Consider the following 13,023-nt stretch of genomic DNA (forward strand, 5'->3'; position numbering starts at 1 on the left):
GTACCGCTTTTTTTGGAGATTATCCTTCAGCAGCGAGCAAGGATTCCTGAGCCAGCGGCAGCAGGATGATCACCTCGGTCCCGACTCCCGGCTCACTCTCATAGCGTATACTCCCGTTCATTGCTTCAATGATTCGAAAGGAGACGGCCGTTCCCAGCCCCGTCCCTACCTCTTTAGTCGAAAAAAACAGAGTCCCAACTCGCTCCAGGTGCTCCTGGCTCATACCTTTGCCATTATCCCTAATATTCAGACACGCCTTCTCTTCCTGAATTGCCAGCGTTATGTATACCCTGCCTCCATCTTCCGCAGCCTCAATCGCATTTTTCGTCACATGTACTAACGCCTGTAACAGCTGGTTGCGATCCGTATGTACGTATATTTCATTCCTTAGCTCTGTATATAGTCTTACCCCTTGCTTGGTTGCCATCGGCTTTAGAAGCAGAACAATCTGTTGCACCATGCCCGACAGATCCATCAGCTCTGTTTTGCCAATCTGAGGCCTGGATAAGTTCAAATAATCGCTAATAATTCTTTCAGCCCGATCTACCTCTGCCAGTGCCAAAGCAATATACCTGCGATTTTTCCCTTCCAGCCCTGACTGAACCATTTGCAGGAACCCTTTAACGACGGTCAGCGGATTGCGTACTTCATGGGCCATAGAGGCTGCCAGTTCACCTAACGTATTGATGCGCTCGGCATGTCGAATCTTTTTTCTCATGTCTTCCCGTTCCAGACTAAACTCCATCCAGAATGAGGAGGCTCCAATGCTAATAAATTGGATCATTCCAAAGAAGAAAGCAGCCTTGAGCAGCTCGATCTCATCCTTCTCCAGTCTGCCATTAATCCAGGAATGTAGTAAAAGAATGATTAGCATGATAACATTGATCCAGATCCCCACTAGCATATTCATGCCTACCCGCAAAAACATCCCCTTGAGCTGCATAAACCTTTTTCTCACCAAGAGAGGACCCAGATAACACAAAATCATGCTGAGAAGCCCCACTTGCATTGACTCAGGACCTACATACATACGAGCCATCACCATCACCGTTATATTCAGCACCCCTGCCTTTGGGCCAAAATATAACACGGAAAGAATTAAAGGAACATACCGGAGATCCCAATATAAGCCATACCAAAAGTACGAAAAAATAAGGCACAGCACAGAAGACACACCCAGCACCCCTCCCATAAGCAACGGGGCATGTTTCATATGTCGATGATCCGACAAAGCGCTATATACCAGCAACGGTACAAACACAAGAAATATGTTTACGAGCAGCTTATCTACCAGCATCTCGTCTTTCCCACTTTCCAAGTGATAATGATTACATACTTCTTCTATTCTCGATAATACGTGTCTTTTCCTTTCTATACTCCCGTATCTGATAAAAAATATAAGGCGATTCGGTAACCTATCCGAACATTGGCCCACGCCATCCGGGAAGCCGCTTCATAAGATACGGTGTATCCTTTATCACAATGATCGAGAGGAGAATCGGCATGGGAGCAGAAGAAACAAGAGGCGGTTACGGCGGTTACGGTGGTCACGGCGCATTCACAAGCACAGGAACCATATTGGTATTGTTCATTTTATTAGTTATCATCAGTAAAACGATCTTCATTTAAGCAGACGGGGATCTGCACCCACAGCTAACGATAGCAGCAACCGCACAAAAAAAGGCTAATCCGCAAACAGCCCCTGCTGCTTGCGAATTAGCCATTTCTTTGTTCATTGGGATCAAATCACACTTCTTCCTCATCTTGTCCGTCCAAACGCCATTTTTTCGCCTGTGTTCCCCGGATCAGAAACACCACAACAACTCCGCCAACCAGCGTCAGCAGCGTAGACAGTAGATCCTCAGTTCCTTTCGCCAGAAAAGGAAGCCACAGGACTACGGCAGCGGGCAACGTCAATCGGACGACAAAGTCCAGAAAAGACGCACGGCGATGATGTACAGGGATCGGATATAGCTGAAGCCATAACGAATCCTTGTGATACTGCCTGAGCGAAGTGATTTGCACGCCAATGAGAAATATAAAAAATAAATACACCGCAATGCCAATCCAGCTCGTATGGGTGATATATATAATTAACAGACCCAAAATACCTAATCGAATGACAATACCTGCGGGTTCTGTACGTAAAAACGTCTTAAACAGCAGGTAGCGATACGCTCCCTTTCTGCCCCACGGTATGTTTCCCCCCAGCCAGGAAAGCCAGCGGCGCGGAGTTACTCTCTGCGTAAGGGCAGGTACATCGACGAACCAGCCTAAAGTGCGCATCACCCGAGCGGCCTGCATGCTTTCTGTCCGGATCATCTTTTCCCAAGCTACTAACAGCTTGACCGGAAAACGCAGGACAAGCACGTAGACCACGCTGACCAATACGATAAACGGCAAGCTGCGCAGCGGAGGCTGCCACATCCATGCGGCTACCATCAGCACAGCCAGCACCCACCGAAGCAGACGATAGCCTGCGCTGGCACCAACCGATACCATGCGAAGCTCCTGCCAGCCGCCATAGCTGAACAGCAGCTTCAACAGCACGAACAGCAGCAGGGTCAACAGCAACGGCTTAGGTGCGGCATCACTGCGAATATACAGGGGCCACGCGATAATGGACAGCAACAGCAGACCGAATATTTTATACACCACGCCCCGAATGCGGCTGGCCTTAAAATAATGCTGCATCGCATATTCCTGCGGACGCAGGAAGACAATATCCGCCGCGTTCAAATACGTACGAAAGCTCGCATGAGCAATCGGAATAGCTACAATCAGCATGATCCAGCGGATGGGCAAATCCGGTGGAGTATGCATCAACAGCGACGTGTACCATGCAGCAAAAGCAATCAGCGCAAAGCCGAAGACCACCGCCAATCCGCTCTGAATGACATAGCCCAGATAGGGCAGCACCTGTCCCCAGAACGCAACACGTCTTTCTTTATGCAGACGTTGCAAGTCCATGCTCATTCCCTGCCCTGTACCAGCTCATAAAATGCATCTTCCAGCGGCATGCCCGGCTTACCCGCCTGTGCTGTCACTTCGTCCAGCGTACCCTGTGCAATGATGGCACCCTGATGAAGCACAATGAACCGATCACAATAATTTTCAATCGTGGACAAAATATGAGAACTGAGTAAAATGGATGAGCCTGAACGCTTCATTTCCAGCATAAAGTCAAGCAGGGAACGAATACCCAGCGGGTCCAGACCCAAAAATGGCTCATCAATGACATACAACGGCGGTCCCGCTAAAAATGCGCACATAATCATGACTTTCTGACGCATCCCTTTGGACAGATGCATGGACATGCTTCCGCTCTTGTCCCGCATACGGAACAGATCCAGCATCTGATTACTGCGTGTACGAAAATCCGCTTCACTGACTCCGTAAGCCCTGGCGGTGAACTCCATATGCTCCATCACCGTCATTTCGGGATACAGCTCTGGAGATTCGGGTACAAAAGCAATAGCTCCCTGATATTGCTCGGGATTCTCCTCCTGCTTATGTCCCTGCACGCGAATTTCTCCGGCTTGTGGTGTCATCAGGCCCAAAATATGCTTCATGGTCGTACTTTTTCCGGCTCCGTTCAAACCGATCAGTCCCACCATTTCGCCCGGCTTTACATCGAGTGAAATCTGATGCAACACCGGGCGCTTGGCACTGTATCCGCCGGTCAGTCCGTTAATTTGCAATACAGGCTGTTGTTCCATGGCTCCCCCTCTTCTCCCTTATCCGTTCGGTCCTTATTCGTTCGGCTTCGACCCTTTTTCCTTCAGCCATCTTGGCGCACCCTTGTTTTTACGCTCACGCTCGCGTTGTGCTTTTCCTGCTTTGGACAAGGCTGCTCCTTTGCCCTTGCCTGGAGCCGAACCGGTTGCGGCAGTCCTGCCGGGACGTCCATTCTCACCACGAGCAGGTGCCTTGCCGCTTTCCACTGCGTCAGAAATCATTCTCGCCTCGGATGGCCTTACAGGCGGACGCTTGGCATCCACCGGACGCGGGACAACAACACGTCCTCCATGCAACGCACGCTCTGTGATGTTAATGTCCAGTTCACGGGAGAACTTGCGCATAATGAACGTTTCGCGCTCGGTAACAACAGACACAACCAGTCCTTTGCGTCCCATCCGTCCTGTACGTCCCGCGCGGTGAACATAGGCTTGACTGTCCGTTGCCGGGTCAAAATGAATGACCATTTCCAGTCCCTCAATGTCCAGACCACGGGCTGCCACATCGGAAGCGATCAGCACCTTGAGCTTGTCCTCCCGGAATCGGGCCAGCACGTTGCTGCGCGTGACTTTATCCGCATCACCATACAGGGATGCTGTAGTCAGTCCCATATGATTGAGCTTGGCTTCAATCTCCCCGATCGCATTCGTTGTATTCACGAACACCAGCGCTTTTCTCGGATTAAAATGACGCACCAGACGGCGCAGCATATCCACCTTATCCCGCTCTTCGGTTACAAAATAATAATGCTCCAGTCCACTGGCTGTCTTCTGATCGGGATCAATACCGATTTCCACATAATCATTCATCTCACGCTTCGCCAGCGCTTGAATCTCATCGTTCAGCGTTGCCGACAAAAATACCAATTGACGATCACGCTGGGCAGTGCCCAATATGTTCTTCACATCACCTGCTCCGCCGAGCTGGAACATCTGGTCCACCTCGTCGATGACGATGGTTGTTATGTTGTGCATTTTCAGCTTTTTCGCAGCAATGAGTTCTCGTACACGTCCTGGTGTGCCGACAACAAGCTGCGGATGATCCTTTAGCTTCTCGATCTGGCGTTTGATGGCTGCTCCGCCAATCAGGCCAAGCACGCGGATTCCGCGATGCTCTCCGTAACGCTGACCCTCACGCACAATTTGCATCGCCAGCTCCTGACTTGGAGCCAGTATCATCTTTTGCGTAGCCTTTTTCTGCGGGTCAATCGCTTGCAGCAGCGGCAGTAAATAGGCCAGTGTCTTTCCTGTGCCCGTCTGCGAGCGCGCCAATACATGCCTCCCCTTCATAATTTCGGGTATAGCCTGCGCCTGCACCGGCGAAGGCTGTGTAATTTCATGCTCAGCCAGTTTGGTCAACAGATCTGGTTCAATGCCAAGCGATTCAAAATTCAATGTCATGAAAAGGTCCAACCCCTATACGTAAATTCGTTACTCTCCATTATATGCGAAAATAGCCCTGTTACCAAATCACAAAAATAAAAGATGTCCCTCACCATACCCATGGCTTTTGGGACATCTTTTATTTCTTGTTCATTACACCATGACCCAGCCTGTCGGTCAGTCTGGGAGCAAGCTGATACAGCTTGAGAAAAGGAGATACCCACCGCGGCAGATTAACCTCTTCCCTGCGAAGCTCTATTGCCCTTACAATGTGCTGTGCTACCTTATCCGGCTTAAGCATAAACCAACCTACATTACGAACATATCCGCCTGAAGGATCTGCAAGCTCAAAAAACGGCGTGTCAATCGGCCCGGGGTTTATCGTCGTTACGGTCACGCCGCTCCCGCGCAGCTCTTGCCGAAGCGCATTGCTGAACCCGAGCAATGCATGCTTCGTCGCTGTGTAGGAAGTCGATTTGGCTGTCCCGATTTTCCCGGCCATAGACGCTACATTGACAATCTGCCCGCTGCGCCGCTCTGTCATTTGCGGCAGAAACGCCTTAATGCAGCGAACAGCTCCCATGTAGTTCACGTCCATCATTCGTTCAAACTCCGTCAGGTCTGTTTCATGAAAATACTCAAATTTTCCGTAACCCGCATTGTTGAGTAAAATATCGACCCGTCCGTACTGCTCCAATATACGGGCAGCAACGGTTGCCACTTGCTCCTGACAGGTGACATCCAGTGGAATCAACTCATGCCTGCCGCTAATTGTCGCAGACACTTGCTCCAGCCGCTCCTGCGAGCGTGCTGTCAAAATAGGGATCGCGCCCTTGTCGCTCAACAACCGTGCACAGAGAGCGCCAATCCCGCTGGATGCCCCTGTAATAACAGCTACCTTATCTTGCAATATACTCACGGTCATCCCTCCATATTAAAGAAAACCTTCTTCTTTAATATTAAGAGATCATGACCTGAATATCCATCTCACCGATTCCTTCCACAGTAAGCGGAATAAAAAGGGCACGCTGAGGTGCAAAAGTAGTCAGGTTTTCCGATTTCATGACTTGCGGAGGCGTGATGTCTACGACAATTCCCTGACTGGACAAAATCGTACTGGCATTACCACTAATCATATTGCCCAATTCGGAAATTGCACTTTTTCCCATCTCGTCAATTTCAGTCAAGACAAATCCGCCCATCATCGCTGAGACCATACGTAGCGCCACCTGTTCATTCAGACCGAACACAATATTTCCGCTAAGCTGTCCGGTCATTCCGATCAGAATCCAAATATGGTCATCTACCAGCTCGACATTTTTCACACCGAGATCTCCGGGTGAGGGAGAGACTTGGATCAGTTGTTCAATGACCCGTCGCGCCGACTCCAAAAAAGGATTTATCACTTCTGCCTTCACGATCATTGCGCCCCTTTACGATGGGCTTTTAGACACACAACAAAAGTCCCATTTTAATTAGAATTTTTAATTCAAATAATGATACAAAACGAGTCGACCCTCAACAAAATACTCTCTTTATCACTTATCGACAGCTTCCCGGCAATTTTTTATAGCCAAATCACAAAAAATGTGAATATTGTCCTATATCTCACTTCCTATCGGAATTAAGCTAATTATTTTTGATGTATATCAGGACTTTAGTCTTTATTTTCCAATATACCATACTTCACCGTGCTCTGCTTTGATTCATTGCCCTTCCTGCCCGAATAACCTATAATCTAATGAAATAAAGCATATCGACGGTTTTACATATGAACAGGTGAATTGGCTAAAAATATTCAGTCTATACAGCTGCGACAGAATTAAGAAAAGAGAGGAGGAACTTCATGAACATCAGTCAACTTGAAACACTTATCATGATTTCCAAAACCATGAGTTTCCGAAAAGCCGGAGAACTTCTCAATTTAACGCAGCCCGCGGTGTCCGCCCAGATCAAAAGCCTGGAAGACGAATTCAAAACCATTCTGATTGACCGCAACCAGCCCGTCACCCTGACCGACCGGGGAACTGTCTTTTTAGAGCACGCCGAGCGCATATTGGAGATAGTCGAGGAATTACGGCAGAAATTGTACGATCTAAACGAAACGCCGCAGGGGCATATTGCGCTGGGTACGACCACATCCATCGCCATTCAAATTTTACCGCGCGTGCTTTCCTACTTTCAGGATCAGTTCCCGCTCATCAAAACCTCCATTCAATCTATGGCCTCCTCCATGATCTATCAGCAGGTGGAGAACGGCCTTATTGATGTAGGTATCGGCTATCTGATCGAACGGAATCCGAATTTGAGCACTTCAGTTCTGTACTATGATTCCTTTGAGCTTGTCGTGTCCCCTACTCATCCATTGGCCTCCCAACCGCACGCTACCATTGAAGCCCTTCGGGAAATCCCGCTTATTCTGCTCTCACCCGATACGGTAGGACGGAAATTCGTGGACGATGTATTTAAAAAGCACCAGATCGTGCCTCACGTCGTGATCGAGTTGTCCAGCAGTGAGGAGGTCAAACGGATGGTCGAAATTAATCTGGGCGCTGCCATTATCTCCAGACTGTCGGTCACTTCCGAGCTACGTACAGGCACATTAAAAATGATTCATATTCCCGAGCTGGAGGTTAGTCATCCGGTAGGAGTGATTTATAAATCCGGCCGCTATCTAAACTCAGCCATGCAGCAATTTTTAAGTGATCTCAAGGGGATGCCAGAAACGAATTTTACCAGTTCTGAATAACGTAATTCGCTATGAACACCATACGGAATATGAACCTTGATTACGAAAGGAAGAAAGGCTATGAAATTTGATCTACACACCCATCATTTCCGTTGCGGTCATGCGGACGGCAACATTCGGGATTACATTGAAGCCGGCATTCAGTCTGGCTTGCAAGCGATTGGCATTTCGGACCACTCCCCTTTCCTGGGCAGCGAGCAGGATCAGGCTTTTCCGAAGATTTATATGGCAAAATCTCAGCTTGCCGAGTACGTTGAAGAGGTGCAACAGCTTAAACAGGAATACGCAGGTCGCATTGACGTCCTGCTCGGATTGGAGACCGATTATTTTCCTGATTATGCGGAGCTGTATCGTTCCACGCTGGCTCCATATCCGTTTGATTACCTCATTGGGTCGGTCCACAGTGTTGAAGGGGATAGCATTTTTAACCGTAGCCGTTGGAAAAAAATAAGTGATGCTCGCAAAATCGAGGTCAAGCAGGCCTACTATTCACTTATCCAGGAGTCTGCGCGAAGCGGGATGTTTCAGATTTTGGGTCATATTGACGCGATGAAGGGGAATTTTCCGGCCTTTTCAGATATTCCTGCTGATGAGGCGATTGATGAAACCTTGCGGGTGATTGCAGAATCCGGCGTGGCCATTGAAATTAACACTTCGGGTAAAACCAAGCTGAGTGGCGGATGGTACCCGTCCGCATCTATTTTAGAAAGAGCGCACCATTTTGGCGTAGAGGTCACCTTTGGATCAGATGCCCACAAGCCTTCGCGTGTAGGTGAGGATTGGGACGAAGTGAAGGCGATGCTGAAGGATATTGGCTTCCGCGAATGGGTTTATTTTAAAGAAAAACGTAAAATTTCTGCGACCCTTTAATGGCGCTTTAAGCTCTATTTAGGGTGAAGATCGCCGCTCCGCAAATCATATGATCTTACGATCGCTGTTGCAATGGAATTCTTGGAAATTGTATATTATAAAGTAAGAATCCCATTGCAAAGGCGAACGCTTGCGCTTCTCCAGATTCAAATCCTTCGCTCCGCTACCAACCACCTTAAACCATACAGCTCCACTATTTTAAATAAACGACATCTATGTGTGAGGAGAATTACATATGCATTTAGAAAATCCAATGGACAAGCTCAAAAAACTAAAGTATGACATCACACGTTTTATGTTAATCTATAAATTCGCACTCGACGAAATGGAAACCAAGATTGAAATATTAAAACAGGAATTTCAGACCCTGCATGATTATAGTCCTATTGAGCATACCAAATCACGGCTCAAATCCCCTGAGAGCATTATGAATAAAATGCTTCGGAAAAATAGTGAGCTTTCCCTCGATGCTGTCAAAAATCAAATTAAGGATATCGCCGGACTGCGTATTACCTGCTCTTTTATTTCTGATATTTATGATGTTAGCAACATGCTTCAGAGCCAAAATGACTTGAAGGTGCTGGAAATCAAGGATTACATCAAAAATCCCAAACCAAACGGCTACCAAAGCCTGCATTTGTTGATCCAAGTCCCTGTATTCATGTCAGATTGTCAGGAGCTGGTCTGTGTAGAGGTACAAATTCGAACGATTGCGATGGATTTCTGGGCAAGTCTGGAGCATAAAATCTTTTATAAATATAACCAGTCCGTTCCCGAAAGCCTGACACGTGAATTAAAGAATGCGGCAGATTCTGCTAATGCGCTTGATCTCCAAATGGAACGGCTGCATCGTGAAATCAAGGAGATTAAAGATGCGAGAGGTGAAGAAGACTCCATTGAAGAGCTTCGGAAGATCATGATTAATAATCAGCAAATTGCGGTGCCAGCCAATTTCTTGAAGCTTCTCGGAGAGTAAAAGGATAGGTTTCGTTGGTGATCCACCGCTACGCGAATGATTTGATCTTACGATCGCTGTTGCAACGGGATTCTCTGGATTTTATAAGCCCTTTAAAGGGGAGAATCCCATTGCAAAGGCGAACGCTCACGCTTCTCCAGATTCAAATCCTCCGCTCCTCTGCTAACCGCCTCTTAGCTCTCTTAAGCATATCCCACACCTCTATAATATGGATTTTCAATAAGCATCTGTAGGCTGATCCAATCGCCTGCAAGTGTCTTTAGAAACAGTTTGCCGTTAATTAATCTTCCTGTCCTGTACATACACACTCCTCCTTTGCAAAACAGTTAATAGCCAGATATATGATGGTCGACTTCATCCTCAGCTCTTTCAATCGCTTGAATTAAAGTCATTTCAGGCACACCCTGTTTGTATTGAATAGCCTTCTCACATGTACCTCCTGCCCCTGCCCACTCCCAATACAGATGAATGTCTACGGACTCCAGAAAATATACAGATAATGCTTCAACAGGATTTGCGGCATACAACTCCGTAAATTCCTCGTCTGTAAGCCGATGATGCCGAAGATATTCACTTTTCATGTTGCAGAGTAGATTAAAAGTGTCTTGTTCGTTAATATAAATAGAGCGGGCAATGAACTCATTGCGCCTTTCAACCGAGTTCAGTATGATTTGCATAGCATTACGGATGTGCTCATCTTCGGAACTGATATGAAACATTTGAATGAGATCGTTCGTGGTCAATTTGGGATTAAACTGGGCTGGCTCTATAATTCGTGTCCACACATTATTCTTTTCTTTCTCAAATACTTCAATAGCGTCTGAGACATTATAGCCAATCGTTTGCCATTTACGGTTCAGAGCATCGGTGATGTGATAATAATGTATCTCTTTTTCATCGTTTCCCTCTTTTTGTGGCCAAACTGGTTCCATGCGAACGATGTCCAGAATGTGTTGTTTGTTGATTTTAATTCCTAGTGTGGTCATATGTATCTCCCCCGATTCTTTTTTGGTAAAATGGCAACAGCAAAGCCAAGGATATGATGCATATCCCCTAGTTAAAATAAATAGTATGTAAATCATTTTTATACGTTCCTTAGTATATACTATCGATAGTATAATGTCAATGGAGGTTTTAAGTTTGCTGAAGGTTAAATTAAAGCTACATATCGTTATGAAAAATAAGGGCATTACTCAGACAAAGCTGTCTCAATTAACAGGAATCCGCCAAGCTACGATTTCGGACATGTGCCGTAATGCAAGACAGGAAATTAGCTTTCCCGTAATCGAAAAAATCGCTCATGCTCTGGAAATCACAGACTTATCGGAGTTAATCCAGTTAGAAGAAGAAAACTGATTCCTCATGTAAAATTATTATTTACAACAGATCTCGGAGGCATCTATTTAATGTTAAAAATCAAAATTAAACTCAAGGAAGTTTTAAAAACAAAAGGGATCACCCAAAAAAACTTAGAAGCTATGACAGGGATACCCCAGTCCAGAATATCTACTCTTTGTAGCGGCAACCGACAAGAAGTTAACTTACTCATGCTTGAAAAAATCGCCCATGCTTTGGAGATCACAGACTTATCAGAAATTATCCAGTTAGAAAAAGAGAACTGATAGCTCTTAATTCAAGCCAGGAGATAATCTAATATGGAACTGGTCATAAAACTTAAAGACGTCATATGAATCATAGGGATCGCCTGTAATCGCAGGTAGCTGCAATAGAAACACAAAAAAAGAGGACCCGAAGCTTCGGGTCCCAGCAACATTTATTATTCAAAAGGGGGTCATGTCTGTATTGTACCCGTCCTGTGTTAGAGTTGTTTTGCAGTTATGTTTCATCTTTGTAACAAAATATCCCTTTTCCATTTCTACGCATAATCCCCTTGGGTAATCGAAAACACCAATACATTGGGCACCTCTCCTGAAGGATCATAGGAACGAATGATGCGGAGCAGACGCAGCTTATTTTTGACAAGCACACGCACGGAAGCCTGATTATCCTCTTGGCAACGACCTTCAATTCGCTTGAGTTTCAAAGACCCGAAACCAAATTTCAGCATCACTTCCACGATCTCTGTAGCCAGTCCCTGTCCCCAGAATGGACGATCTAAAATATAGCCCAGTTGTGCCTCACCTGTACCCTCATTCCATTGCTGAAACGAAGCGATACCAAGCAGCTGTGAAGGGGTAACGCCTGTATTTCTTCCATGCCATTCCACCGCAAAGTGCAAGGAATCCAAAGAATCCCCAGCTACTTTGATTTGGGCAACCAGACGTCGCATTCGCGCGTAGACAGGCTTGCGAATTCGATTCACGTATCGGATGACTAAAGGATCGGACAGCATCCGCTCCAGTGCAGGATAATCCTCCGCTCTCAGCTGGCGCAATCGGACACGATGGGCGTAAAGCTCCGGTAGCCCTGAACGAAGCATTTCTTTAGTCAGCACACTGATCCCTCCTGCGGATGGATTGGCTTGTTGGAATGAATGTTCTCCACACTTAATCCAGGTCCTGAATTCCCCGATAAATGCCTGTGCGCAACTCACGAATATAATACGACAACGAAGGGACATCGGCTTCCTCCGCTTGCTTGACCGCCAGCTCTATATCGTAAGGTACGCGTACAAAATGAATGGAAAAAGGGGTAGCTTGTTCTTCTCCCAGGTTTCCTTCCAGAATACAGTACGAAGCCTGGGTGACATCCAGCGGATTCCCGACACTCCCGACATTAAATAGCGTCTTCCCCTGGAAATGCTGAATAAAGGCATTATGTACATCTCCATAGCCCACCACATCCGGGGCAAAAGCATCTCTTCCATTCTCCTCAGCCAACGGGTCAAACATGGCTAATCTTTTTTCCGGCTCATCCCAAGGCTGCACACGGTGATACACGCTTTGGGGCGAAGCATGGACCAGACGGATACGACGACCGCTCATCCTGAAATCATAATGAAACGGTAACTGTGCCAAATACTGTACTCGTTCTGTACCCAAGCGCTCGGCTTGCCAGCTAAAATTGAGATCATTGGTAATGCTGACCAGTTCATCCCAATTTCCCCGCACGACAACTTCACAATGTTGACGGACTGCATCCAGAACCTCACACGGACTAGGCCCTTTGCCGATCAGATCCCCCAAACAAAACACACGGCCAATGCCTCGGGAAGCAATATCCTCCAGCACCGCCTCACAGGCAGGCCAATTGCCATGAATATCCGAAATGACAGCAATACGCTCCATCTGAGCCTCACTCCTTTGTCCGAAACAGCTACATCCTTTACTATATTCAAGCCTTCCTTG

The 13,023-nt window shown here is 46.8% G+C and carries 15 protein-coding genes; 6 read left to right on the plus strand and 9 right to left on the minus strand.

Annotated features, from left to right (window positions below; genetic code table 11):
• Positions 1-19 precede the first annotated feature (19 nt).
• Complete coding sequence (locus BAZ21_RS12010) at positions 20-1,297, minus strand: sensor histidine kinase (RefSeq protein ID WP_068500502.1); 1,278 nt, start codon at positions 1,295-1,297, stop codon at positions 20-22.
• A 206-nt stretch (positions 1,298-1,503) separates the two neighbouring features.
• On the opposite strand from BAZ21_RS12010, the gene BAZ21_RS29365 reads away from it, so the two are divergent.
• On the plus strand, positions 1,504-1,629 hold the full coding sequence (locus BAZ21_RS29365; protein ID WP_218061422.1) for a YjcZ family sporulation protein: 126 nt from the start codon (positions 1,504-1,506) through the stop codon (positions 1,627-1,629).
• A gap of 117 nt (positions 1,630-1,746) precedes the next feature.
• Here BAZ21_RS29365 and BAZ21_RS12015 read toward each other — a convergent pair whose 3' ends face one another.
• The 5 genes from BAZ21_RS12015 to BAZ21_RS12035 all read right to left on the minus strand — a co-directional run bounded on the left by BAZ21_RS12015 (position 1,747) and on the right by BAZ21_RS12035 (position 6,538).
• Positions 1,747-2,970 (minus strand): ABC transporter permease, encoded by a 1,224-nt coding sequence (locus tag BAZ21_RS12015; protein ID WP_068500941.1) that lies wholly within the window; start codon positions 2,968-2,970, stop codon positions 1,747-1,749.
• Positions 2,971-2,972: 2 nt separating this feature from the next.
• Positions 2,973-3,719 carry an ABC transporter ATP-binding protein gene (locus BAZ21_RS12020; protein ID WP_007431889.1) on the minus strand — a complete coding sequence of 249 codons (747 nt, stop codon included), beginning with the start codon at positions 3,717-3,719 and terminating at the stop codon, positions 2,973-2,975.
• A 33-nt stretch (positions 3,720-3,752) separates the two neighbouring features.
• Positions 3,753-5,138 carry a DEAD/DEAH box helicase gene (locus BAZ21_RS12025; protein WP_068500505.1) on the minus strand — a complete coding sequence of 462 codons (1,386 nt, stop codon included), beginning with the start codon at positions 5,136-5,138 and terminating at the stop codon, positions 3,753-3,755.
• A 121-nt stretch (positions 5,139-5,259) separates the two neighbouring features.
• Positions 5,260-6,039 (minus strand): SDR family NAD(P)-dependent oxidoreductase, encoded by a 780-nt coding sequence (locus tag BAZ21_RS12030; protein WP_084011603.1) that lies wholly within the window; start codon positions 6,037-6,039, stop codon positions 5,260-5,262.
• Between the two features lie 40 nt (positions 6,040-6,079).
• Positions 6,080-6,538: a chemotaxis protein CheX gene (locus BAZ21_RS12035; protein ID WP_068500943.1), complete on the minus strand. Its 459-nt coding sequence runs from the start codon at positions 6,536-6,538 to the stop codon at positions 6,080-6,082.
• A 428-nt stretch (positions 6,539-6,966) separates the two neighbouring features.
• On the opposite strand from BAZ21_RS12035, the gene BAZ21_RS12040 reads away from it, so the two are divergent.
• The 3 genes from BAZ21_RS12040 (at position 6,967) to BAZ21_RS12050 (ending at position 9,715) form a co-directional block, all read left to right on the plus strand.
• A complete protein-coding gene (locus BAZ21_RS12040) occupies positions 6,967-7,869 on the plus strand; it encodes a LysR family transcriptional regulator (RefSeq protein WP_007431893.1) in 903 nt (300 codons plus the stop codon).
• 60 nt (positions 7,870-7,929) lie between these two features.
• Positions 7,930-8,739: a histidinol-phosphatase gene (locus BAZ21_RS12045; RefSeq protein WP_068500509.1), complete on the plus strand. Its 810-nt coding sequence runs from the start codon at positions 7,930-7,932 to the stop codon at positions 8,737-8,739.
• A 235-nt stretch (positions 8,740-8,974) separates the two neighbouring features.
• Positions 8,975-9,715 (plus strand): GTP pyrophosphokinase, encoded by a 741-nt coding sequence (locus BAZ21_RS12050; RefSeq protein ID WP_068500512.1) that lies wholly within the window; start codon positions 8,975-8,977, stop codon positions 9,713-9,715.
• Positions 9,716-10,041: 326 nt separating this feature from the next.
• Here BAZ21_RS12050 and BAZ21_RS27870 read toward each other — a convergent pair whose 3' ends face one another.
• Positions 10,042-10,701, minus strand: coding sequence for a hypothetical protein (locus BAZ21_RS27870; protein WP_084011605.1), 660 nt, complete (start codon positions 10,699-10,701; stop codon positions 10,042-10,044).
• 154 nt (positions 10,702-10,855) lie between these two features.
• Between BAZ21_RS27870 and BAZ21_RS12060 the strand changes: the two genes are divergently transcribed.
• Both BAZ21_RS12060 and BAZ21_RS12065 read left to right on the plus strand, forming a co-directional pair.
• Positions 10,856-11,071 (plus strand): helix-turn-helix domain-containing protein, encoded by a 216-nt coding sequence (locus BAZ21_RS12060; RefSeq protein WP_010347876.1) that lies wholly within the window; start codon positions 10,856-10,858, stop codon positions 11,069-11,071.
• 50 nt (positions 11,072-11,121) lie between these two features.
• Positions 11,122-11,337: a helix-turn-helix domain-containing protein gene (locus tag BAZ21_RS12065; protein ID WP_068500515.1), complete on the plus strand. Its 216-nt coding sequence runs from the start codon at positions 11,122-11,124 to the stop codon at positions 11,335-11,337.
• A 254-nt stretch (positions 11,338-11,591) separates the two neighbouring features.
• On the opposite strand, the gene BAZ21_RS12070 is transcribed toward BAZ21_RS12065, so the two are convergent.
• Together BAZ21_RS12070 and BAZ21_RS12075 are read right to left on the minus strand one after the other, a co-directional pair.
• Positions 11,592-12,170 (minus strand): GNAT family N-acetyltransferase, encoded by a 579-nt coding sequence (locus BAZ21_RS12070; protein ID WP_068500519.1) that lies wholly within the window; start codon positions 12,168-12,170, stop codon positions 11,592-11,594.
• Positions 12,171-12,222: 52 nt separating this feature from the next.
• Positions 12,223-12,963 carry a metallophosphoesterase family protein gene (locus BAZ21_RS12075; protein ID WP_068500522.1) on the minus strand — a complete coding sequence of 247 codons (741 nt, stop codon included), beginning with the start codon at positions 12,961-12,963 and terminating at the stop codon, positions 12,223-12,225.
• Positions 12,964-13,023: the final 60 nt, after the last annotated feature.

The sequence above is a fragment of the Paenibacillus kribbensis genome, assembly GCF_001705305.1.
Classification (GTDB): Bacteria; Bacillota; Bacilli; order Paenibacillales; family Paenibacillaceae; genus Paenibacillus; species Paenibacillus kribbensis_B.

What these genes read in the sequence shown, in the direction of transcription:
- BAZ21_RS12020 (WP_007431889.1), bottom strand. Translation starts at nt 3,719, where the DNA reads ATGGAACAACAGCCTGTATTGCAAATTAACGGACTGACCGGCGGATAC.
- BAZ21_RS12065 (WP_068500515.1), top strand. Translation starts at nt 11,122, where the DNA reads ATGTTAAAAATCAAAATTAAACTCAAGGAAGTTTTAAAAACAAAAGGG.
- BAZ21_RS27870 (WP_084011605.1), bottom strand. Translation starts at nt 10,701, where the DNA reads ATGACCACACTAGGAATTAAAATCAACAAACAACACATTCTGGACATC.
- BAZ21_RS12045 (WP_068500509.1), top strand. Translation starts at nt 7,930, where the DNA reads ATGAAATTTGATCTACACACCCATCATTTCCGTTGCGGTCATGCGGAC.
- BAZ21_RS12015 (WP_068500941.1), bottom strand. Translation starts at nt 2,970, where the DNA reads ATGGACTTGCAACGTCTGCATAAAGAAAGACGTGTTGCGTTCTGGGGA.
- BAZ21_RS12050 (WP_068500512.1), top strand. Translation starts at nt 8,975, where the DNA reads ATGCATTTAGAAAATCCAATGGACAAGCTCAAAAAACTAAAGTATGAC.
- BAZ21_RS29365 (WP_218061422.1), top strand. Translation starts at nt 1,504, where the DNA reads ATGGGAGCAGAAGAAACAAGAGGCGGTTACGGCGGTTACGGTGGTCAC.
- BAZ21_RS12010 (WP_068500502.1), bottom strand. Translation starts at nt 1,297, where the DNA reads ATGCTGGTAGATAAGCTGCTCGTAAACATATTTCTTGTGTTTGTACCG.
- BAZ21_RS12025 (WP_068500505.1), bottom strand. Translation starts at nt 5,138, where the DNA reads ATGACATTGAATTTTGAATCGCTTGGCATTGAACCAGATCTGTTGACC.
- BAZ21_RS12075 (WP_068500522.1), bottom strand. Translation starts at nt 12,963, where the DNA reads ATGGAGCGTATTGCTGTCATTTCGGATATTCATGGCAATTGGCCTGCC.
- BAZ21_RS12040 (WP_007431893.1), top strand. Translation starts at nt 6,967, where the DNA reads ATGAACATCAGTCAACTTGAAACACTTATCATGATTTCCAAAACCATG.